Source organism: Streptomyces sp. x-80, from assembly GCF_046549095.1.
GTDB lineage: Bacteria > Actinomycetota > Actinomycetes > Streptomycetales > Streptomycetaceae > Streptomyces > Streptomyces celluloflavus.
The window spans coordinates 292,236-312,402 of the sequence record NZ_JAJPWM010000005.1; the positions used below are offsets into that span (position 1 = coordinate 292,236).

Sequence of the window (20,167 nt, forward strand, 5' to 3'; positions counted from 1 at the left end):
CGGGGGGAATCCGTTCTGCTCGTGGAATGGTGGGCCTTCCGGGCGTGTGAAGGGTACGGCACGCGGGGGTGCCGGAGCGGAGCCCCGGCAGGTCGCGCGGGCCGGAGGTCAGCCCGGTGAACACACTGATCGCGCGGGCCGGAAGTCCGCCCGGTGAGCGCACTGATCGCGCTGTCCGTCCCGGCCGCCGCCAGACGCTCCCCCGCACCCGCGTACCGTCCCGGCAACACGGCCCCGATCAGGGCGGCATAGGGTCGGCCGATGGGTACTTCGTATGACGACGACTATCTCGACCAGGTCCTGATCGGGGGCCGTGAGCCCGCGCGGATCGTGGTGGTGGACCCGGATCCGCACTGGGCCGACCGGTTCGGCGCCCTCGCCGCGAGGGTCCGCCGGGCGCTCGGGGAGACGGCGCGGGTCGAGCACATCGGTTCCACGTCGGTCCCCGGGCTGGCGGCGAAACCGATCATCGACATGCTGCTGATCGTCGAGGACGCCGCCGACGAGGACGCTTTCGTGCCGGCACTCGTGGCGGAGGGATTCGTCCTACGGGTGCGCGAGGCCGGCCACCGGATGCTGCGCACCCCCGAGCGCGACGTGCATCTGCACGTCTACGGCGAGGGCGCGCAGGAGATCCAGGACTACCGCGATCTGCGCGACTGGCTCCGCCACGACCTGACGGACCGGGAGGTGTACGCGGCGAAGAAGCGCGAACTCGCCGAGCGGGAGTGGCAGGACATGAACTACTACGCCCAGGCGAAGGATGAGGTGGTCGCGCTGATCCTCGCGCATGCCCGTGCCTGGCGTACCGGCGAGCGGGCGTGAGCGCGTGAGCGCGTGAGCGCGTGAGCGAGCCGGGGCCGGGACCACGGCCCGGCCCCTTCGACGTGCCCGGCCGGTGACGTGAGCCGCCGGTCCGGCAGGGGCGGTGACCTCCCGAGCCCCGGGAGGCCGGCGGCGAGCACGCGGTGGCAGGGCGGGGCCGCCAGGAGCGGCCCCCGGTCCGCCGGGCTGCGTCCCGGACCGTGCAGCAGCACCGGGGGGGGCCGCTGCCGATGCCCTGTCGTCCCACCCGTTCACCCGGCCGTTCACTCGCCCGTTCACCCAGCCGTTCACCCGGCCTGCGTCACGGTGATGGCCACGCCGTCGGGAGCACCGTCGCCGTCGGCGAGGCCGGGCACCTGGCGTGCCAGGTCGGCGAAGAACCGTTCGGCGTCGACGGCGGTCTCCGGCGGGTGCACGCCGGGTCGGCGGGCGGTGCCGTCCAGCAGTTGCGCGAGCCCCAGCGCCAGGGGGATCCCGGTCGCCGCCGCCATGTCGTTGACCAGTGCCGTGGCACCGGGCGTATCGGCGAGCCGGGCCAGCGCGGTGAGCGGGCCGCCGTTCCGGGTGCCCCTGGCGACGGCGAAGAACGGCGGCAGCGACCCGGGCCCCTTGCGCGTCACGGCACCCGCCGTGGCCCGCAGCGCGCGGGACAACGAGGGCCTGACCAGATCGGCCGCGGCGGTCTCGCCGGTGAGTCTGCCGGCGTCGATGTCGCGGCGCAGGACGTCCAGGTAGGCCACCGTGCCCGGGGTGACGACCATGAGATTGGCGGCCTCGCCGGCCGGGCGGAAGCTGCGGTGCAGGGTGACCGGCTCGGGGTGCCCGACGGTGTAGGCCGTGCCGGAGTTTCCCGGGGAGACGTCGAGGGCGACCGGCAGGAGCGGCCGCCGCTGGACCAGCTGCCCGCCGCTGATCACCGCCACCTCCCCGCTGATCTGCTCCATCCAGTGCACGGCCGCCGCGGTGGGGCGCCCTTCGGCGTCACTCATCTGTTCGTCGTCGTCCCAGCCGCTGGTGACGTCGACGGGCCAGGCGGTGTACAGGTCCTGGACGTGGTCCAGATGCCGGACGGCGCGGGCGGCCAGCAGGTTGCTGACACCGGGGCTGGCGCCCATGCCCACGACGGCGCAGACCCCGGCGGCCCGCGCGTCCTCGTCCAGGGCGAGCATCTCCAGGGTCGGCTCCCAGTCGTCGCAGATGTCCAGGTAGTGGGTCCTGGCCGTGATCGCGGACCGCAGCACGGTCATGCCGAAGCGGAAGTACGGGCCGACGGTGTTGAGCACGACATCCGCGTCCTCAAGTGCGGTGCGCAGCGCGGTGGTGTCGGTCACGTCCACCGTGAGCGCCCGCACCGGCACCTCGGCGGTACCGGCGAGCCGGCCCACCAGCGCCTGGGCCGCCGCCAGGTTTCTGTCGGCCACCACCATCTCCGTGACACCGGGGAGCCGGGCCGCCACGCGCACCGCCACGGCCCCCATCGCTCCGGCGCCGCCGAGAGCCAGGATCCTCATCGCATCTCCATTCGCCGCATGGACGCCATATGGAATGCGATCGTAAACCATACGATCGTATCCATGATGACCAATCAGGCCGATCAGTGAATGGATACGGATCCTGACCGGCCCGCGCAGCAGCACGCGGCCCGCCCCGCACGGATCGCCCCGCACGGGCCGGCCCCGGCCCCGGCGCACCGGGACCGGACCCCGCGGCAGACCGGCGGCCAGGTGGGCGACGACCCGGCCGCCGTTCAGGAGCCGTCGGCCCCCGCGGAGGCGTCGCCGAGCAGCCCGGCCGCCTGCCGGGCCGCCTGGTCGAGGGCCTCGTCGAGATGCTCGGGGCGGCGTCCGCCGGCGCTGGCGAGGGGGCCGCGCCCGCCCGAGCCGCCGCCGACGATGCGGGCCGCCGCCGTGAGGAGCTCACCGGCCTCGGTACCGCCCCGGTGCAGGTCGGGCGAGACGGCGGCGGCGAGGAGGGCCTTGCCGTCGTGGTCGGCCCCGAGGATCACGACGGCCGGGCCGTGCGGGACGCGGCGGAGGGCCTCGGCGGCGAGAGAGCGCAGTTCGTCCGGGGCAACGCCGGTGACGCGCCGCGCGACGAGCCGGCCCGCGCCGACCGGCCGGGCCCGGCCGGCGAGCTGCTCGGCCCGCTGCCGCAGTTCTTCGGCCCGCACCTTCGCCAGTTGTGCCTGGGCGTCGGCCAGGGCGTCCAGGCGCTTGCGCAGGGCCGCGGGGGCGTCGGCGGGACGCGCACCGAGCAGGCCCGTCAGCTCGGCCAGCAGGCGGCGTTCGGTGTCCTGGTGGTGGCGGGCCTGGTGGCCGGTGAGGGCTTCGACGCGGCGCAGGCTGGAGCCGATGGAGGACTCGCCGAGCAGCCGGAAGGTGCCGATCTGGGAGCCGTGCGCGACATGGGTGCCGCCGCACAGCTCACGGGAGAAGTCACCGATGTCGACGATCCGGACGGTGTCGCCGTACTTCTCCCCGAACAGGGCGAGCGCGCCCACGGCCTCGGCCTCGGCGCGGCCGGCGTACCAGGCCCGCACCTCCGGATCGTCCAGGAGGTGACCGTTGACGGCCGCCTCGATCCGGGCGAGCTGGTCGGGGCCGACGGCGGAGAAGTGCGCGAAGTCGAAACGGAGCCGGTCCGGCTCGACGAGGGAGCCCTGCTGGCGGGCGTGGTCGCCCAGGGTGGCCCGGACGACCGCGTGCAGGATGTGGGTGGCCGAGTGCGCGCGCATCAGCCCCTTGCGGCGGTCGCCGTCCACCACCGCGACGCCGCTGTCGCCGGTACGGAGTTCGCCTTCGAGGACGCGGGCGGTGTGGACCCGGAAACCGTCCAGGCCGTAGTGCGTGTCGGTGATCCGCAGCCGGGCGCCGTCGCGGGTGGTCAGGGTGCCGGTGTCGCCGATCTGGCCGCCGGCCTCGGCGTAGAAGGGTGAGCGGTCCAGGACGAGTTCGGCCTCGGTGCCCTCGGGGGCGGTGCGGGCCACCGCGCCGTCCCGGACGATGCCCCGCACAGTGGTCTCGGCGGTGAGGTGGTCGTAGCCGAGGAACTCGGTCCGCGGCAGACCGGCGGCCAGCTCACGGTAGGTGTCCCGCTTCCTGAGCGCCTCGGCGGTCCGGGCCCTGCCGCCGGCCTTCGCGCGCTTCTGCTGCTCCGCCAGCAGGGCGGCGAACCGGTCCTCGTCGACGGTCAGGCCGGCCTCCCGGACGGCCTCGACGGTGAGTTCGAGGGGGAAGCCGTAGGTATCGGCGAGCTCGAAGGCGGTCTCGCCGGGCAGCGCGGCCGACCGGGTCTCTCGGGTACGGCTGATCGCGGCGTCCAGCAGCCGGGTGCCCTGGGCCAGGGTGCGGGTGAAGGACTCCTCCTCGCTCGTGACGACCCGCTCGATCAGCGCGGCCTGCGCGGTCAGTTCGGGCCAGACCCCGCCGAGATGGGCGATCACGCTCGCGGTGACGGCCGGCAGCACGGGCCCGTCGATGCCCAGGAGGCGGGCGTGGCGGACGGCACGGCGCATCAGCCGGCGCAGCACGTAGCCGCGGCCGTCCTTGGCGGGCAGCACGCCGTCGGCGATGAGGAAGGCGATGGAGCGGGCGTGCTCGGTGACGACCTGGAAGGAGACCTTCTCCTCGCCCCGGCCGGGGTAGTCGCGGCCGGCGAGGCGCTGGACGGTGTGGAGGGTGGGCAGCAGCAGGTCGGTGGTGCAGACGTTCTCGGCGTCCTGGAGGATCGCGGCGAGCCGGTCCAGGCCCAGGCCGGTGTCGATGCTCTTGGTGGCGAGTTCGCCGAGGATGGGAAAGGCGCCCTTCTTGTCGCCCTCGCCGCGCCGGAACTGCATGAAGACCAGGTTCCAGATCTCCACGTAGCGTTCGCCGTCGACGGCGGGCCCCCCTTCCCTGCCGAAGGCGGGGCCACGGTCGTAGTTGATCTCCGAGCAGGGTCCGCAGGGGCCGGGGACGCCCATCGACCAGTAGTTGTCCGCCATACCGAGGCGCTGGATACGGGAGGCGGGGACGCCGATGCGGCGCCAGTGGCGTTCGGCCTCGTCGTCGTCCTCGTAGACGGTGATCCAGAGCCGGTCCGGCGCCAGGCCGTAGCCCTCGGTGAGCAGCTCCCAGGCGAACGCGATGGCGTCTTCCTTGAAGTAGTCGCCGAAGGAGAAGTTGCCCATCATCTCGAAGAACGTCGCATGCCGGTTGGTGCGGCCGACGTTGTCGATGTCGGAGGTCCGCGCGCACTTCTGGATGCTGGTGGCGCGGGGGAAGGCGGGCGGGGTCTCACCGAGGAAATAGGGCTTGAACTGGTTCATCCCGGCGTTGGTCAGCAGCAGGGTGGGGTCGTCCGGGACCAGGGGGCTGGACGGGACCTGGTGGTGGCCGCGGGAGGTGAAGAAGTCGGTGAACGTCTCGCGGATCTGCGTCGCGCGCATGGCTGCATGGCCTCACGGAAGAGTCGTGGCAGGTGGGGGAAGAGCACACGCCGAGCCGGGCCGAGAACGGGGACTGAGAGGGTTCTCAGTTCTCCAGCTCGACGCAGATAGCTCGCGCCCCCACGGTGCAGACCATGACTCCCGATCCGTTGATCGCTTCGGTGGTACGGCGGGCCCCGATGGGTCTGCCGCCCTTTCGACTGTAGCCGGTCCGGCGTCAGGACCGCTCGGCGTTTTTACGGGGCTCCGCCATGGCTCGGCGGGGGCGGGTCCACGGGCGGCGGCCGAGCCCGGCAGGCCGGGCCGGGCCTGCCGCGGTGCGGGCCCGTACTCCCCGCGGCGGCGTACGGGTGAACCTGCGCACCCCCTCCCGCCGGGCCCGTGTGCGCGGGGTAGGGCTTCGGTGTCACCGTCCCGTACCAGGAAAGGCGATACCCATGGCAGGCAATGACCTGGGCAGTCTGCTCGACGCACTGCTCGGCGACGGCTCGGGCCGGCTGCTCGGGACGCTGCTCGATGCGGTCGGGGGCGCCGGGACCACCGGTGGCGGCGGGAATCCGCTGGACGGGCTCCTCGCCGAGCTGCGGGAAGGCGGGATGGCCGACCAGGTCCAGTCCTGGGTGGGGACGGGCGCGAACCGGTCCATCAGCGGTCCCGAGATCGCGCAGGCCCTGCCCTATCAGGCACTCGACCACGTCGCCCAGCAGGGCGGCGTCTCCCCGGAGGAGGCCGCCGACCGCATCGCCGCGACACTTCCGCGGGCGGTCGACAAGCTCACCCCGGCGGGCGAACTGCCGCAGGGGTCCCTGGAGGACCTGATCCGGCAACGGATGTGACGGGCGACGGCCGGCGGTAGGCAGCCGGTGGTCGGCGAGCCGCCCACCGTCGGCAGTCGACGGTCAGCGGTCGGCGATCGATCGGCGGCCGGCAGCCAGCGGTCCGCAGTCGGCGATCAACTGTCGACGGCGACGGCCGCCGGCTGACAGGCGGCGACGGCCGCGGGTCACCGGCGCCCGGCGGCACCCGCACCCGCACCCGTCCCCTTCAGTACCCCCGCTCGATCCGGTCGAGTGCCCCCCGGACCGTCTCCAGGAACTCCGCCTCCTCGTCCTCGTCCATGCCGGGCCGGCTGCCCGGTTCGTAGTGCTCCAGGAAGTCGGCGAGGTCCTCCCCCAGGTCCTCGTCGGGCAGTTCCTCGGCCAGCTCGGCGTGGACCCGGGCCGCCGGCGCGTCCGTCGTCGCGTCCCCGGCCGTCTTCCTCGTCCCAGCCGCCCCCGGGCCGTTGCCCGGGGACCGGTTCCCACCGCGGGCCGCCTTGCGCAGCAGCCCTGACAGGCGCGGTCGCACGCCCACCCCCATATTCGTCATGTTGCTCAGCCGGGCCGTACCCGGCGCCGTCGCCTCATCCGGCCCGTACCGGCGCCGTCCCCGCCGCCGACCGTACCGGCGAACATCCGCCGGGTACACCGGTTACCGACACGCCGGGCGGCGTACGCCCCGGCCCGCGCCCCCCGGCGCGGCGTACGGGAACCCGCGCCCCGCACAGGGACCACCCCGATATGAGCCGCGCGACGCGCCTGCGCACAATGGGCGCGTGCCCCTCACGACAGAGCCGCAGCAACGACGCCGCGCCGACAGCTCCCCGTACGTCGATCTGACGCGTGCGGAGTGGAGCGCCCTGCGCGAGAAGACCCCGCTGCCGCTGACCGCGGCGGAGGTCGAAAAGCTGCGCGGCCTCGGCGACGTCATCGACCTCGACGAGGTGCGCGACGTCTACCTCCCGCTCTCCCGCCTGCTCAACCTCTACGTCGGCGCCACCAGCAGTCTGCGCGGCGCGCTGAACACCTTCCTCGGTGACGCGGGCGGCGGCCACGGCGCGCAGCCCGGCACCCCGTTCGTCATAGGGGTCGCGGGCAGCGTCGCGGTCGGCAAGTCCACCGCCGCCCGGCTCCTCCAGGCGCTGCTGGCCCGCTGGCCCGAGCACCCGCGCGTCGAGCTGGTCACCACCGACGGGTTCCTCTTCCCCAACGCCGAGCTGCAAGAGCGCGGCCTGATGTCCCGTAAGGGCTTCCCGGAGTCCTACGACCGCCGGGCCCTGACCCGCTTCGTCGCGGATGTGAAGTCCGGCAAGGCCGAGGTCACCGCCCCGGTCTACTCGCACCTGATCTACGACATCGTGCCCGGCGAGCGGCTGACCGTGCACCGCCCGGACATCCTCATCGTCGAGGGCCTGAACGTCCTCCAGCCGGCGCTGCCCGGCAAGGACGGCCGCACCCGCCTGGGCCTGGCCGATTTCTTCGACTTCTCCGTCTACGTCGACGCGCGCACCGAGGACATCGAGCGGTGGTACCTCGGCCGGTTCCGCAAGCTGCGCGAGACCGCCTTCCAGAACCCGTTCTCGTACTTCCGCAAGTACACCCAGGTCTCCGAGGAGGAGGCGCTGGAGTACGCCCGGATGATCTGGCGCACCGTCAACAAGCCCAATCTCCAGCAGAATGTCGCGCCCACCCGCGGCCGCGCCAACCTGGTGCTGCGCAAGAGCGGCGACCACAAGGTGCAGCGGCTGTCGCTGCGCAAGCTCTGAACGCCGGCCCGCCGGCGCCGACCGACCCACCGCCCCCGGGAGCCGTGCCACCGTGCTGCACCTGCGCCTGATCGTCCCCGCCGACCGCACACCGGACGTGCTGCGGCTGCTGGAGACGACCGTCGGCACCGCCCACCTGGCCGTGCTGACCGGAGCCGCCCGCGACCCGCAGGGCGATGTGGTGCTGTGCGATGTGGCCCGGGAGGCCGCCGACGGCCTGCTGACCGGACTGCGCGAACTGGGCCTGGACCGGACCGGTTCGATCGCGGTGGAGAACATCGACCTCTCGCTCTCCCGGCGCGCGGACCAGGCGGAGGCCGACGCGCCCGGCGAGGGCGCCGACGCCGTCCTGTGGGAGTCACTGACCGAGGCCACCCACGAGGAGTCCACGCTCTCCGTCACCTACCTGGTGTTCCTGACGGTCGCCACGATGCTCGCCGCCTGCGGTGTGGTCCTCGACAACGCGGTCCTGATCGTCGGCGCGATGGCCGTGGGACCGGAGTTCGGCCCACTGGCCGGCATCTGTACGGCGCTGGTGCAGCGCGCGCCCCGGCTCGCCTGGCGCTCGCTGCTCGCGCTGCTCGTCGGGTTCGCGGTGGCGATGGCGGTGACGGTCGGCTTCAGCCTCTTCATGGACGCGATCGGCCTCTTCCACATCGAGGCGCTGAAGGCCGACCGGCCGAACACCAACTTCATCTACCGGCCCGACTGGCTCTCCTTCGTCGTCGCCGTACTGGCCGGCATCGCCGGGGTGCTCTCGCTGACGTCCGCCAAATCCGGCGCCCTGGTCGGCGTGGCCATCTCCGTGACCACCGTCCCGGCCGCCGCCAACGCCGCCGTCGCGTTCAGCTACCACGCGTACGGCCAGGCCGGGCACTCCATGGAGCAGCTGCTGCTGAACCTCGTCGGCATCATCGTCGCGGGCGCCCTGACACTGGCCACCCAGAAATATCTCTGGGCCCGCCAACGCGAACGGGCGGGTTCCCGGCCGTAAGGCCGCGAACCCGCCCGCGAGGCACCCGTCCGGCGCCGTCCGGCTAGCCCAGCGCCGACTTCACCGCGTCCGCGAGCCGCCCCGCGACGGCCCGCGCCTGCTCGATGTCCGCGGCCTCGACCATCACCCGTACGAGCGGCTCGGTGCCGGACGGACGGAGCAGCACCCGCCCGGTCGTGCCCAGCTCCCGCTCCGCCTCGGCGACCGCGGTGGTCAGCTCGGGCGAGGTGGCCACCCGCGACTTGTCGACGTCCGGGACGTTGATGAGGATCTGCGGCAGCCGCTCCATGACGCCCGCCAGCTCCCCGAGGGGCCGGCCGGTGGCGGCGACCCGGGCGGCCAGCATCAGACCGGTCAGCGTGCCGTCACCGGTCGTGGCGTGGTCCAGCACGATGACGTGCCCGGACTGCTCGCCGCCCAGCGCGAAGCCGCCCGCCTTCATCTCCTCCAGCACGTAGCGGTCGCCGACCGCGGTCTGCACGAACTCGATGCCCTCGCGTTCCATGGCCAGCTTGAAGCCCAGGTTGGACATGACGGTGGCGACGACGGTGTTCTTGCGCAGCACACCGGCCTCGCGCATGCCGAGCGCGAGGACGGCCAGGATCTGGTCACCGTCGATCTCGTTGCCCGCGCCGTCCACGGCCAGGCAGCGGTCCGCGTCACCGTCGTGCGCCACACCCAGGTCGGCGCCGTGCTCGACGACGGCCTCGCGCAGCAGCCGCAGATGGGTGGAGCCGCAGCCGTCGTTGATGTTCAGGCCGTCGGGCTCGGTGCCGATGGGGATGACCTCGGCACCGGCCCGCGCGAACGCCTCGGGCGAGACCCGCGCCGCCGCGCCGTGCGCACCGTCGATGACGATCTTCAGCCCGTCCAGGCGGTTGGGCAGCACGCCGATCAGGTGCGCGACGTAGTTGTCGAAGCCCTCGTCGTAGACCGTCACCCGGCCCACCCCGGCGCCGGTCGGCCGCTCCCACGGCTCACCGGTGCGGTGCGAGCGGTAGGTCTTCTCGATGCGGTCCTCCAGCTCGTCGGCGAGCTTGTGGCCGCCGCGGGCGAAGAACTTGATGCCGTTGTCGGGCATCGGGTTGTGGCTGGCGGAGAGCATCACGCCGAGGTCCGCGCCGAGCGATCCGGTCAGATACGCGACGGCCGGGGTCGGCAGCACGCCCACCCGCAGCACGTCCACGCCGGCGCTGGCCAGCCCCGCGACGACGGCGGCTTCCAGGAACTCTCCCGACGCACGCGGATCGCGTCCGACCACCGCCACCGGCCGGTGACCTTCGAAGGTGCCCGCTTCGGCGAGCACATGCGCCGCAGCGACCGACAGACCGAGCGCGAGCTCCGCCGTCAGATCCGCATTGGCGACACCGCGCACACCGTCCGTGCCGAAGAGTCGTCCCACTGGTGTCCTCCGAGTAGATGAGCTTGGACCAGAACCTGAAGTCCAGGTATACGCCCCTGGTCGCGGATAGCCGAACGCCCCGGCAGCACGGAAGTGCCACCGGGGCGTTCGCCAAGAGCTGCCGTCGCAGCGAGCGCGATTAGCGCTTGCTGTACTGGGGCGCCTTGCGGGCCTTCTTGAGACCGGCCTTCTTGCGCTCGACCGCACGGTCGTCGCGCTTGAGGAAGCCGGCCTTCTTCAGCGGGGCGCGGTTGTTGTCGACGTCCGCCTCGTTCAGCGCACGGGCGACGCCCAGACGCAGCGCACCGGCCTGGCCGGAGATGCCGCCACCGGAGATCCGGGCGACGACGTCGTAGCGGTTGTCGAGCTCCAGCACCTTGAAGGGCTCGTTGACTTCCTGCTGGTGCACCTTGTTGGGGAAGTAGCCCTCAAGGGTGCGACCGTTGATCTTCCACTGACCGGTGCCCGGAACGATCCGGACGCGGGCGATGGCGTTCTTGCGACGGCCCAGGCCGGCAGCCGGCTGGGGGTCGCCGAAACGGGAGGCGAGGGACTCGGAGGTGTACTCCGACTCAACGACCTCGGTCTCGGTGGTGTACTCCTCGACGGCCGTCTCTTCGTCGAGGACGGGGGTCTCAGGGGTGGTCTCGGCCACGATGCTCCTCAGATTCTTTTCGTCTTAGGGGGTGGCCGGACTTACTGCGCGACCTGGGTGATCTCGAACGGGACCGGCTGCTGCGCAGCGTGCGGGTGCTCGGCGCCCGCGTAGACCTTCAGCTTCGAGAGCATCTGACGGCCGAGGGTGTTCTTGGGGAGCATGCCCTTGATGGCCTTCTCGACGGCCTTCTCGGGGTTCTTCTCAAGCAGCTCGTCGTAGCGGACGGAGCGCAGGCCACCCGGGAAGCCGGAGTGGCGGTAGGCCATCTTCTGGCTCCGCTTGTTGCCGGACAGGTGCACCTTCTCGGCGTTGACGATGATGACGAAGTCACCGGTGTCAACGTGCGGCGCGTACACCGGCTTGTGCTTGCCCCTCAGGAGGGACGCGGCCTGGGAGGCCAGACGGCCCAGGACAACGTCCTGCGCGTCAATGATGTGCCACTGGCGCTGGACATCGCCGGGCTTGGGGCTGAACGTACGCACGGTCGTAGCCTTCGCTTCTTCAGTGATGGGGTCTCCCCGAGCCCGCGAGGGCCGGGAGGACGGGTCCTGTACTGGTCACCACGGTCGATCACACCAGCTCTGGCGGTACTACGGGTGACGCAACCCGATCGTCCGCCGCTGGTCATCGGCCTGGTGGACCGGCGTAAGGGCCCCTCACGTGAGATAGAGCAAGCCAATACGCATAACGAACTGGCAGAATACCGGCCCGCCCCCGGCCGGGTCAAAACGCGCCCCGAACCCCCGTACGAGCACGGCCGCGCCACCCCCTCGCCCGGCCGCCCCGGCTACCGCTTCCGCGCCACCCGGCGCTCGTCCCAGACCGGCTCCGGCGTCTCCCGCACCCGGCCGTCCTGCCCGAAGACCAGATAGCGGTCGAAGGAGCGGGCGAACCACCGGTCGTGCGTCACGGCCAGCACCGTCCCCTCGTACGCCTCCAGGCCCTCCTGCAACGCCTCCGCCGATTCCAGGTCCAGGTTGTCCGTCGGCTCGTCCAGCAGCAGCGCTGTGGTCCCCGACAGCTCCAGCAGCAGGATCTGGAAGCGCGCCTGCTGACCGCCGGAGAGCCGCTCGAAGCGCTGCTCCGCCTGGCGCTCCAGCTCGTAACGGCGCAGCGCGCTCATCGCCCTGCCGCGGTCCTTGGCGTGCTCGGTCCACAGGATCTCCAGCAGCGTGCGCCCCTCCAGCTCGGGATGGGCGTGCGTCTGCGCGAAATGGCCCGGGACGACGCGGGCGCCCAGCTTCCACCCGCCCGTGTGCGCCACGTCCTCCCCGGCCAGCAGCCGCAGGAAGTGCGATTTGCCGGAGCCGTTGGAGCCCAGCACGGCCACCCGCTCGCCGTAGAAGACCTCCAGGTCGAACGGCTGCATCAGCCCGGTCAGCGTCAGGTCCGCACAGGTGATGGCGCGCACGCCGGTCCGGCCGCCGTGCAGCCGCATCGTGATCTCCTGCTCGCGCGGCGGCTCCGGCGGCGGGCCGATCTCCTGGAACTTGCGCAGCCGGGTCTGTGCCGCCTGGTAACGCGAGGCCATCACATCGCTGCGCGCCGCGTACTGCTGCATGTCCAGCACCAGCCGCTTGAGCTGCGCGTGCTTCTCGTCCCAGCGCCGCCGCAGCTCCTCGAAGCGCGCGAACCGCTCCTTGCGCGCCGCGTGATAGGTCGCGAAACCGCCGCCGTGCACCCAGACCTCGGAGCCCGTGGGGCTCGCCTCGACGCTGACGATCTTCTCCGCGGCGCGGGCCAGCAGCTCCCGGTCGTGGCTGACGAACAGCACCGTCTTCTTCGTCTCGCGCAGCCGCTCCTCCAGCCACCGCTTGCCCGGCACGTCCAGATAGTTGTCCGGCTCGTCCAGCAGCAGCACCTCGTCCGTACCGCGCAGCAGCGACTCCAGCACCAGCCGCTTCTGCTCACCGCCGGAGAGCGTGCGCACCTGGCGCCACTGCGCCTTCTCGTACGGCACGCCGAGGGCGGCCATCGTGCACATGTCCCAGACCGTCTCGGCCTCGTAGCCGCGCGCCTCCGCCCAGTCACTGAGCGCCTGTGCGTACGCCATCTGCGCGGCCTCGTCGTCCGAGGTCATGATCGCCAGCTCCGCGGTGTCCACCGCCGCGGCCGCCGTCCGGATCCGCGGGGACGCGACGGAGACCAGCAGGTCACGCACGGTCCGCTCATCGCGCACCGAACCGACGAACTGCGGCATCACGCCCAGCCCCCCGCTGACCGTCACCGACCCCCCGTGCGGCTGCAACTCCCCCGCGATCAGCCGCAGCAGCGTCGTCTTGCCCGCGCCGTTGGCCCCCACCAGCGCCACCGACGTGCCCTCCCCCACCCGGAAGGACACGTCCCCCAGCAGGACCCGCCCGTCCGGCAGGTAGTACTCCAGATGTCCGGCCTCCAGATGTCCCATGGTCTGGATTGTCACCGCCCGCCACCCTTTCGGCCAAGCGCATTAAGATGCGCGCCATGAGCTTTGGGCAAGGGGGGCCGTTCGGCGGTCCAGGGGGATCCACGCCGGACTGGGACGCACTCGCCGACGAGAGCGCGGCACGCGCCCGGCGCAGGCGCTGGCTGCTGATCGGCGGCGGCGCTCTCGCGGCGCTCGCGGTCGCCGCCATCGTCGCCACCGCCGTCATCACCAGCGGCAAGGGCAGCACGGGGACCACCCTGCCCGCGGCCCCCGACCTGCCCAAGGAACCGGACAGCAAGCCGTCCTTCCCCGACGTCTCGGTGCCGCCCCCGCCGGACCCCCGGGACTACATCTCCGACCCGGCGAAGGACACCGCGCCGCTCACCCCCGCCACCCTCTTCCCCGACGAGAACATGATCGTCGGCGAGCACAGCTACCCGCGCGCGACGACCTCCACCACCACGGACTGCACCGCCGCCGCCCAGGGCGCGCTCGGCTCCCTGCTCGCCGGCAACGGCTGCACGCAGCTGCTGCGCGCCACCTACGCCAAGGACGGCGTCGCGGTCACCGTCGGCGTCGCCGTCTTCCCCTCCCCGGCCAAGGCCGCCAAGGTCAGGGACCAGACCAAGCCCAATCTCGCCCCGCTGGCCGGCGGCGGGGTGCCGGCCGCCTTCTGCCAGGGCACCCGCTGCCGTACGACCACCAACGCCACCGGCCGCTACGCCTACTTCACGATCTCCGGCTACACCGACGGCAAGGCCGTCACCGAGTCCGAGACCCGGGCCCAGCAGATCGGCCGGGACGGCGCCTCGTACGCCTTCGGCCGGATCACCCAGCGCGGCAAGGACCAGGCCGCGAAGGCCGCGGAAGAGCAGCTCAAGTCCCAGTCCTGACGGAGGAGGGCAGGCCCCGGGCCGACAGGCCGGCCCCCGGGGCCCGCCGGGGGCGCCACCCGCCCGGCGGCCGGGGCGTCCGCTCCCGCCTCAGCAGCAGCCGCGCCCCGGCAGCGTCCGCTTGTTCCGCGCCTCCTGGTTGCGCGCCATCAGCAGCTCGTCGGCCGGATAGCCGACCTCCTCCAGCGTCAGCCCGTGCGGCCGCACCACGTGCACCGCCGAGTCCCGCACCCCCGCCGCCAGCACCTTCCCGGCCCACTCCACCGGCCGGTGCCCGTCCCCGACGAACAGCAGCGCGCCCACCAGCGACCGCACCATGTTGTGACAGAACGCGTCCGCCCGCACCGTCGCCGTCACGATCCCGTCCGCACCGCGCACCCAGCTCAGCTCCTGGAGCGTGCGGATCGTCGTGGCACCCTCGCGCCGCTTGCAGTACGCCGCGAAGTCGTGCTCCCCCAGCAGCGCCCGGGACGCCGCGTTCATCGCCGCGACGTCCAGTGCCCAGTCGTGCCACAGCACATGGCCGCGCAGCAGCGGGTCCACACCCCCGGGGTGATCGCTCACCCGGTACGCGTACCGGCGCCAGATGGCCGAGAACCGCGCGTTGAAACCGTACGGCGCCTCCGCGACCCGCCACACCCGGATGTCCTTCGGCAGCCGCCCGGCCAGCCGGCGCCGCAGATGCTCACCGTGCTCGGCCCACACCTCCTGCGGCAGGTCCACGTGCGCCACCTGGCCGCGCGCGTGCACCCCGGCGTCCGTCCGCCCCGCGACGGTCAGCTCATACGTCTCCTGCGACCGGGTCACGGTCCGCAGCGCGGTCTCCAACTCCCCCTGGACGGTGCGCCGTTCGCGCTGTTTCGCCCAGCCCGAGAAGTCCTTCCCGTCATACGAAAGATCCAGCCGCACCCGGACGTATCCGGGCTCCACCTCATCACTCACACCGCACTCCTCTCACACCCCGCACGCCACACATCTGCCGACCCGCCCGGACAAACGGAACGGGCCCGCTCCCCCGAAAGGAAACGGACCCGTCCGCGACACAGTCAGCCTCAGGCGTCCTTGGACTCCTCGGCCGGCGCCTCGTCGGCCTTGGCCTCAACGGCCTCGTCCTTCTTCAGCGCGTCTTCCTTGACCGCACGCTTGGTGGCGGCCTCGGCCTCACCGGTGGCCTGCTGGGCCACGGTCAGGGCCTCCACCAGCTCGATGACGGCCATGGGAGCGTTGTCGCCACGGCGGTTACCGATCTTGGTGATCCGGGTGTAGCCACCCGGGCGGTTCTCGAACCGCGGACCGATCTCGGTGAAGAGCGTGTGCACGACGCTCTTGTCCGAGATCAGCTGCATGACCTGACGGCGGTTGTGCAGGTCGCCCTTCTTCGCCTTGGTCACCAGACGCTCGGCGTACGGGCGCAGCCGGCGCGCCTTCGCCTCGGTCGTCTTGATGCGACCGTGCTCGAAGAGAGCGGTGGCCAGGTTGCGCAGCATGAGCCGCTCGTGCGCGGCGCCGCCGCCCAGACGAGCACCCTTGGCGGGCTTCGGCATGTGTTTCTCCTTCATTGCTGCACCGGCCGTATCAGGTACCGGTGTCAGTTCCCGCGAGGCGGCCGCCCCGCGGAAGATTCACGACCCCGTAGGGGCCCAGTCCTGCTCAGTGCTGCCCAGCACTGCTCAGTACTGCTCGGTCTCCACGAACCCGGCGTCCGCGTCGTCGTCGGCGCCGAAGGCGTCGGCGGCGGCGGTCGGGTCGAATCCGGGCGGGCTGTCCTTGAGCGCCAGGCCCATACCGGCCAGCTTCGCCTTGACCTCGTCGATCGACTTCGCACCGAAGTTGCGGATGTCGAGCAGGTCCGCCTCGGAGCGGGCGACGAGCTCGCCCACCGAGTGGATGCCCTCACGCTTGAGGCAGTTGTACGACCGAACGGTGAGCTCCAGCTCCTCGATCGGCAGCGCCAGGTCGGCGGCCAGGGCGGCGTCCGTGGGCGAGGGGCCCATGTCGATGCCCTCGGCGTCGATGTTGAGCTCGCGCGCCAGACCGAACAGCTCGACCAGGGTCTTACCGGCCGACGCCATGGCGTCGCGCGGACGCATGGCCTGCTTGGTCTCGACGTCGACGATCAGCTTGTCGAAGTCGGTGCGCTGCTCGACACGGGTCGCCTCGACCTTGTAGGTGACCTTGAGCACCGGCGAGTAGATGGAGTCGACCGGGATCCGGCCGATCTCCTGGCCCACCTGCTTGTTCTGGACGGCGGAGACATAGCCGCGACCGCGCTCGACGGTCAGCTCCATCTCCAGCTTGCCCTTGCCGTTGAGCGTGGCGAGGACCAGGTCCGGGTTGTGCACCTCGACACCGGCCGGGGGCGCGATGTCGGCAGCGGTGACCAGGCCGGGACCCTGCTTGCGCAGGTACATCACGACCGGCTCGTCGTGCTCCGAGGAGACGACCAGCTGCTTGATGTTGAGGATGAGGTCGGTGACGTCCTCCTTGACGCCCGGCACGGTGGTGAACTCGTGCAGGACACCGTCGATGCGGATGGACGTGACCGCCGCACCCGGAATCGAGGAGAGGAGCGTACGACGCAGAGAGTTGCCGAGGGTGTAGCCGAAGCCCGGCTCCAGCGGCTCGATCACGAACCGTGAGCGGTACTCGTCGACGACCTCTTCGGTCAGCGAGGGGCGCTGAGCGATCAGCATGTTTCGATCCTTCAGTCGTGGGCGCCCGCTATTTGACGCCCTCTGTACTACATAAGGGTACGGGCGGTACGGCGCCACTGGCTCCGTACCGCCCGGACCATTGAGCTGCTACTTGGAGTAGAGCTCAACGATCAGCTGCTCCTGCACCTGGGTGTCGATCACCGGGCGCTCGGGCAGGGAGTGCACGAGGATCCGCAGGTTCGACGGGATCGCTTCCAGCCAGGCCGGAACGGTCCTGTCGCCGGCCTCGGCCTGCGCCACCGCGAACGGGGTCAGGTTCCGAGAGCCCTCGCGGACCTCGATGATGTCGTTCGCAGCCACACGGGCCGACGGAATGTCGGTCTTGCGGCCGTTCACGTTGATGTGTCCGTGACGGACCAGCTGACGGGCGTGGTCGCGGGACTTGGCGAAGCCGGCCCGGTAGACCACGTTGTCGAGACGAGTCTCAAGGATGCGCAGAAGGTTCTCACCGGTCTTGCCGGACTTCTGGTTCGCTTCCTTGTAGTAGTTCACGAACTGCTTCTCAAGGACACCGTAGATACGGCTGCACTTCTGCTTCTCACGAAGCTGGAGCAGGTACTCGCTGTCCTTGGTGCGCCCGCGTCCGTGCTCACCCGGGGGGTAAGGACGGATCTCGATCGGGCACTTTGCGCTCTCACACTTGCTGCCCTTGAGGAACAGCTTCTGCTTCTCCCGACGGCAACGCTTGCAGTCGGCCCCGGTGTAACGCGCCATATTGTCTTGTCTCCTACTTCAGCTGGTCAGACGCGGCGGCGCTTGGGCGGGCGGCATCCGTTGTGCGGGGTGGGGGTGACGTCCTGGATCGAACCCACCTCAAGGCCGGTGGCCTGGAGGGAGCGGATCGCGGTCTCACGGCCGGAGCCGGGACCCTTGACGAAGACGTCGACCTTGCGCATGCCGTGCTCCTGCGCGCGGCGGGCGGCCGACTCGGCGGCCATCTGCGCGGCGAAGGGGGTGGACTTGCGCGAGCCCTTGAAGCCGACGTGGCCGGCAGAGGCCCAGGAGATCACGTTGCCCGTGGGGTCGGTGATCGAAACGATGGTGTTGTTGAACGTGCTCTTGATGTGAGCGTGCCCGTGGGCGACGTTCTTCTTCTCCTTGCGGCGCACCTTCTTGGCGCCGGCCGTACGGCCCTTCGGAGGCATGAATTTCTCCCGTGGAGGTGGTCGGTCCTACTACTCGGACCGCGATGACCTGCGATGACCTGGAGGTCGCCCTCCGGAACACCGCAGTGCGTCCGGTGAGGACTACTTCTTGCCCGGCTTCTTCTTGCCGGCGATCGCGCGACGCGGACCCTTGCGGGTACGGGCGTTCGTGCTGGTGCGCTGACCGTGCACCGGCAGACCGCGACGGTGACGCAGACCCTGGTAGCAGCCGATCTCGACCTTGCGGCGGATGTCGGCCTGGATCTCGCGACGGAGGTCACCCTCGGTCTTGAGGTTGTTGTCCACGTACTCGCGGATCTTGACCAGGTCTTCCTCGGCCAGGTCGCGGACCCGGGTGTCCGGGTTCACGCCGGTGGCGGCGAGGGTCTGCTGGGACAGCGTCCGCCCGATACCGAAGACGTAGGTGAGGGCGACCTCCACACGCTTTTCGCGCGGGAGATCAACGCCTGCGAGGCGTGCCATTGATGTGGCTCCTGATGGCTATTCGGAGGTCTTCCACAGCACCGTTCCCGTAAGACTCTGAAGAATTACGAGCCGGGTCCCCGGCCTCCGAGCCGGGGGTGTCGTCCCCACGCGACAGATGCGGGGGTCGGGTGACTGCGTATGTACGTATGTGATTGCGTCGCGCGAAGAACTGCGAAATGCAGGTCGGTCGGCGTGCGTCAGCCCTGGCGCTGCTTGTGGCGCAGGTTGTCGCAGATGACCATGACCCGGCCGTGACGGCGGATCACCTTGCACTTGTCGCAGATCTTCTTGACGCTCGGCTTGACCTTCATGGGATGTGAGGTTCTCCGGGTCAGTGCCGTCACCCCACGGGAGCGGGGCGGCGACAAGATCTACTTGTAGCGGTAGACGATCCGGCCACGCGTCAGGTCGTACGGAGAGAGCTCCACCACGACCCGGTCATCCGGGAGGATTCGGATGTAGTGCATCCGCATCTTGCCACTGATGTGCGCGAGGACCTTGTGACCGTTCTGGAGCTCTACCTTGAACATCGCGTTCGGCAGAGACTCGATCACGGTGCCCTCGATCTCGATGGCACCTTGCTTCTTGGCCACGCTTCGCCTTTCGAATCGGCTACCTTGATCGACTCCCCTGCCGCACCCGCTCCGAGAAGCGGGCACACGGATGCACGAGAGCCGACGCGTCAGTCTACGTCAGTGCACACGAAAAGACGAATCCACGATTATTGCCCACGAAAAGTGATCGTTAAGCCAGGGGGTCCGGAGCGGCGGTGATCCCCAGCTCGGCCAGTTTGGCCTTGCCGCCGTCCACCGCGGTCAGCACCAGCGGGCCGTTCTCGGTCAGCGCGACCGAGTGCTCCCAGTGCGAGGACCAGCTGCCGTCGTTCGACTTGACCGTCCACTCGTCGTCCAGGACGTGCGTCTTGGCGGTGCCGAGATTGACCATCGGCTCGATCGCGATGCAGAAACCGGGCACCAGCTTGGGGCCCCGGCCACGCTTGCGGTCGACGTAGTTCAGCAGGTGCGGATCCATGTGCATCTGCGATCCGATGCCGTGGCCGCCGTAGTCCTCGACGATGCCGTACTTACCGCCGGCCGGCCGCGGCTGGCGGCGGATGTAGCCCTCGATGGCCTTGGAGATGTCCACCAGCCGGTTGCCCTTGGCGACCGCCGCGATGCCCGCCCACATCGACTCCTCGGTCACCCGGCTGAGCTCGACCAGCTCCGCGGAGTGACCGGACCCGACGAAGGCCGTGTACGCCGCGTCGCCGTGCCAGCCGTCGATGATCGCACCGCAGTCGATGGAGATCAGGTCGCCGTCGCGCAGCACGGTCTCCGCGTCGGGGATGCCGTGCACCACGACATCGTTCACCGAGGTGCAGATCGTCGCGGGGAAGCCGCCGTACCCCAGGAAGTTCGACTTCGCACCGTGCTCGGCCAGTACCTTGCGCGCCGCGTCGTCCAGGTCCTTGGTCGTGGCGCCAGGCACCGCGACCTCACGGGTCGCCGCGTGGATGGCGGCGACGACCAGCCCCGCCTCGCGCATCTTCGCGATCTGCTCCGGGGTCTTGATCTCCACCATGGCGGCTGACGCCTTCCTGAACCGACGACTACGACACTGCGTTTCACGCGCC

At 70.9% G+C, this 20,167-nt stretch carries 21 protein-coding genes; 5 read left to right on the plus strand and 16 right to left on the minus strand.

The features are described 5' to 3' along the window. The first annotated feature begins 261 nt into the window (after positions 1 to 261). A complete protein-coding gene (locus tag ACLJWH_RS11955) occupies positions 262 to 825 on the plus strand; it encodes a GrpB family protein (RefSeq protein ID WP_411141620.1) in 564 nt (187 codons plus the stop codon). Between the two features lie 287 nt (positions 826 to 1,112). Here the strand turns inward: ACLJWH_RS11955 and ACLJWH_RS11960 are convergent, their stop codons facing one another. Then, positions 1,113 to 2,336, minus strand: coding sequence for a saccharopine dehydrogenase family protein (locus tag ACLJWH_RS11960; protein WP_411141621.1), 1,224 nt, complete (start codon positions 2,334 to 2,336; stop codon positions 1,113 to 1,115). 236 nt (positions 2,337 to 2,572) lie between these two features. Then, positions 2,573 to 5,251, minus strand: coding sequence for an alanine--tRNA ligase (alaS, locus tag ACLJWH_RS11965; protein WP_411141622.1), 2,679 nt, complete (start codon positions 5,249 to 5,251; stop codon positions 2,573 to 2,575). A 437-nt stretch (positions 5,252 to 5,688) separates the two neighbouring features. Between alaS and ACLJWH_RS11970 the strand changes: the two genes are divergently transcribed. Beyond that, a complete protein-coding gene (locus ACLJWH_RS11970) occupies positions 5,689 to 6,087 on the plus strand; it encodes a YidB family protein (protein WP_411141623.1) in 399 nt (132 codons plus the stop codon). 208 nt (positions 6,088 to 6,295) lie between these two features. Here the strand turns inward: ACLJWH_RS11970 and ACLJWH_RS11975 are convergent, their stop codons facing one another. Beyond that, positions 6,296 to 6,598, minus strand: coding sequence for a hypothetical protein (locus ACLJWH_RS11975; RefSeq protein ID WP_411141624.1), 303 nt, complete (start codon positions 6,596 to 6,598; stop codon positions 6,296 to 6,298). Positions 6,599 to 6,845: 247 nt separating this feature from the next. On the opposite strand from ACLJWH_RS11975, the gene coaA reads away from it, so the two are divergent. Together coaA and ACLJWH_RS11985 are read left to right on the plus strand one after the other, a co-directional pair. Beyond that, on the plus strand, positions 6,846 to 7,835 hold the full coding sequence (gene coaA, locus ACLJWH_RS11980) for a type I pantothenate kinase (protein WP_411141625.1): 990 nt from the start codon (positions 6,846 to 6,848) through the stop codon (positions 7,833 to 7,835). Positions 7,836 to 7,887: 52 nt separating this feature from the next. Next, on the plus strand, positions 7,888 to 8,829 hold the full coding sequence (locus ACLJWH_RS11985; protein ID WP_411141626.1) for a DUF389 domain-containing protein: 942 nt from the start codon (positions 7,888 to 7,890) through the stop codon (positions 8,827 to 8,829). A gap of 43 nt (positions 8,830 to 8,872) precedes the next feature. Here the strand turns inward: ACLJWH_RS11985 and glmM are convergent, their stop codons facing one another. The 4 genes from glmM to ACLJWH_RS12005 form a co-directional block, all read right to left on the minus strand. Further along, the gene (glmM, locus tag ACLJWH_RS11990; protein WP_411141627.1) at positions 8,873 to 10,231 is read right to left on the minus strand and encodes a phosphoglucosamine mutase; all 1,359 of its coding nucleotides are present in this window, start codon (positions 10,229 to 10,231) and stop codon (positions 8,873 to 8,875) included. A gap of 139 nt (positions 10,232 to 10,370) precedes the next feature. After that, positions 10,371 to 10,886, minus strand: coding sequence for a 30S ribosomal protein S9 (gene rpsI, locus ACLJWH_RS11995; RefSeq protein ID WP_052859640.1), 516 nt, complete (start codon positions 10,884 to 10,886; stop codon positions 10,371 to 10,373). Between the two features lie 41 nt (positions 10,887 to 10,927). Continuing rightward, complete coding sequence (gene rplM / locus ACLJWH_RS12000; RefSeq protein ID WP_411141628.1) at positions 10,928 to 11,371, minus strand: 50S ribosomal protein L13; 444 nt, start codon at positions 11,369 to 11,371, stop codon at positions 10,928 to 10,930. 305 nt (positions 11,372 to 11,676) lie between these two features. Then, positions 11,677 to 13,296 carry an ABC-F family ATP-binding cassette domain-containing protein gene (locus ACLJWH_RS12005; RefSeq protein ID WP_411141629.1) on the minus strand — a complete coding sequence of 540 codons (1,620 nt, stop codon included), beginning with the start codon at positions 13,294 to 13,296 and terminating at the stop codon, positions 11,677 to 11,679. Positions 13,297 to 13,352: 56 nt separating this feature from the next. Between ACLJWH_RS12005 and ACLJWH_RS12010 the strand changes: the two genes are divergently transcribed. After that, complete coding sequence (locus ACLJWH_RS12010) at positions 13,353 to 14,189, plus strand: hypothetical protein (protein ID WP_411141630.1); 837 nt, start codon at positions 13,353 to 13,355, stop codon at positions 14,187 to 14,189. Positions 14,190 to 14,279: 90 nt separating this feature from the next. On the opposite strand, the gene truA is transcribed toward ACLJWH_RS12010, so the two are convergent. The 9 genes from truA to map all read right to left on the minus strand — a co-directional run bounded on the left by truA (position 14,280) and on the right by map (position 20,115). Then, complete coding sequence (truA, locus tag ACLJWH_RS12015) at positions 14,280 to 15,131, minus strand: tRNA pseudouridine(38-40) synthase TruA (RefSeq protein ID WP_411141631.1); 852 nt, start codon at positions 15,129 to 15,131, stop codon at positions 14,280 to 14,282. 110 nt (positions 15,132 to 15,241) lie between these two features. Beyond that, entirely contained in the window at positions 15,242 to 15,733 is a 492-nt protein-coding gene (rplQ, locus tag ACLJWH_RS12020) for a 50S ribosomal protein L17 (RefSeq protein ID WP_411141632.1), read from the minus strand. 126 nt (positions 15,734 to 15,859) lie between these two features. Further along, the gene (locus tag ACLJWH_RS12025) at positions 15,860 to 16,882 is read right to left on the minus strand and encodes a DNA-directed RNA polymerase subunit alpha (RefSeq protein ID WP_003956430.1); all 1,023 of its coding nucleotides are present in this window, start codon (positions 16,880 to 16,882) and stop codon (positions 15,860 to 15,862) included. 108 nt (positions 16,883 to 16,990) lie between these two features. Next, positions 16,991 to 17,617 carry a 30S ribosomal protein S4 gene (rpsD, locus tag ACLJWH_RS12030; RefSeq protein WP_411141633.1) on the minus strand — a complete coding sequence of 209 codons (627 nt, stop codon included), beginning with the start codon at positions 17,615 to 17,617 and terminating at the stop codon, positions 16,991 to 16,993. 26 nt (positions 17,618 to 17,643) lie between these two features. Next, on the minus strand, positions 17,644 to 18,048 hold the full coding sequence (rpsK, locus tag ACLJWH_RS12035) for a 30S ribosomal protein S11 (RefSeq protein ID WP_004571845.1): 405 nt from the start codon (positions 18,046 to 18,048) through the stop codon (positions 17,644 to 17,646). A gap of 102 nt (positions 18,049 to 18,150) precedes the next feature. After that, positions 18,151 to 18,531, minus strand: a complete 381-nt coding sequence (gene rpsM / locus ACLJWH_RS12040) for a 30S ribosomal protein S13 (protein WP_006604894.1) — start codon at positions 18,529 to 18,531, stop codon at positions 18,151 to 18,153. Positions 18,532 to 18,731: 200 nt separating this feature from the next. Next, the gene (gene rpmJ / locus ACLJWH_RS12045) at positions 18,732 to 18,845 is read right to left on the minus strand and encodes a 50S ribosomal protein L36 (RefSeq protein ID WP_003956441.1); all 114 of its coding nucleotides are present in this window, start codon (positions 18,843 to 18,845) and stop codon (positions 18,732 to 18,734) included. A 60-nt stretch (positions 18,846 to 18,905) separates the two neighbouring features. Then, positions 18,906 to 19,127, minus strand: coding sequence for a translation initiation factor IF-1 (gene infA, locus ACLJWH_RS12050; protein ID WP_003956442.1), 222 nt, complete (start codon positions 19,125 to 19,127; stop codon positions 18,906 to 18,908). A gap of 151 nt (positions 19,128 to 19,278) precedes the next feature. Next, the gene (map, locus tag ACLJWH_RS12055) at positions 19,279 to 20,115 is read right to left on the minus strand and encodes a type I methionyl aminopeptidase (RefSeq protein WP_411141634.1); all 837 of its coding nucleotides are present in this window, start codon (positions 20,113 to 20,115) and stop codon (positions 19,279 to 19,281) included. Positions 20,116 to 20,167: the final 52 nt, after the last annotated feature.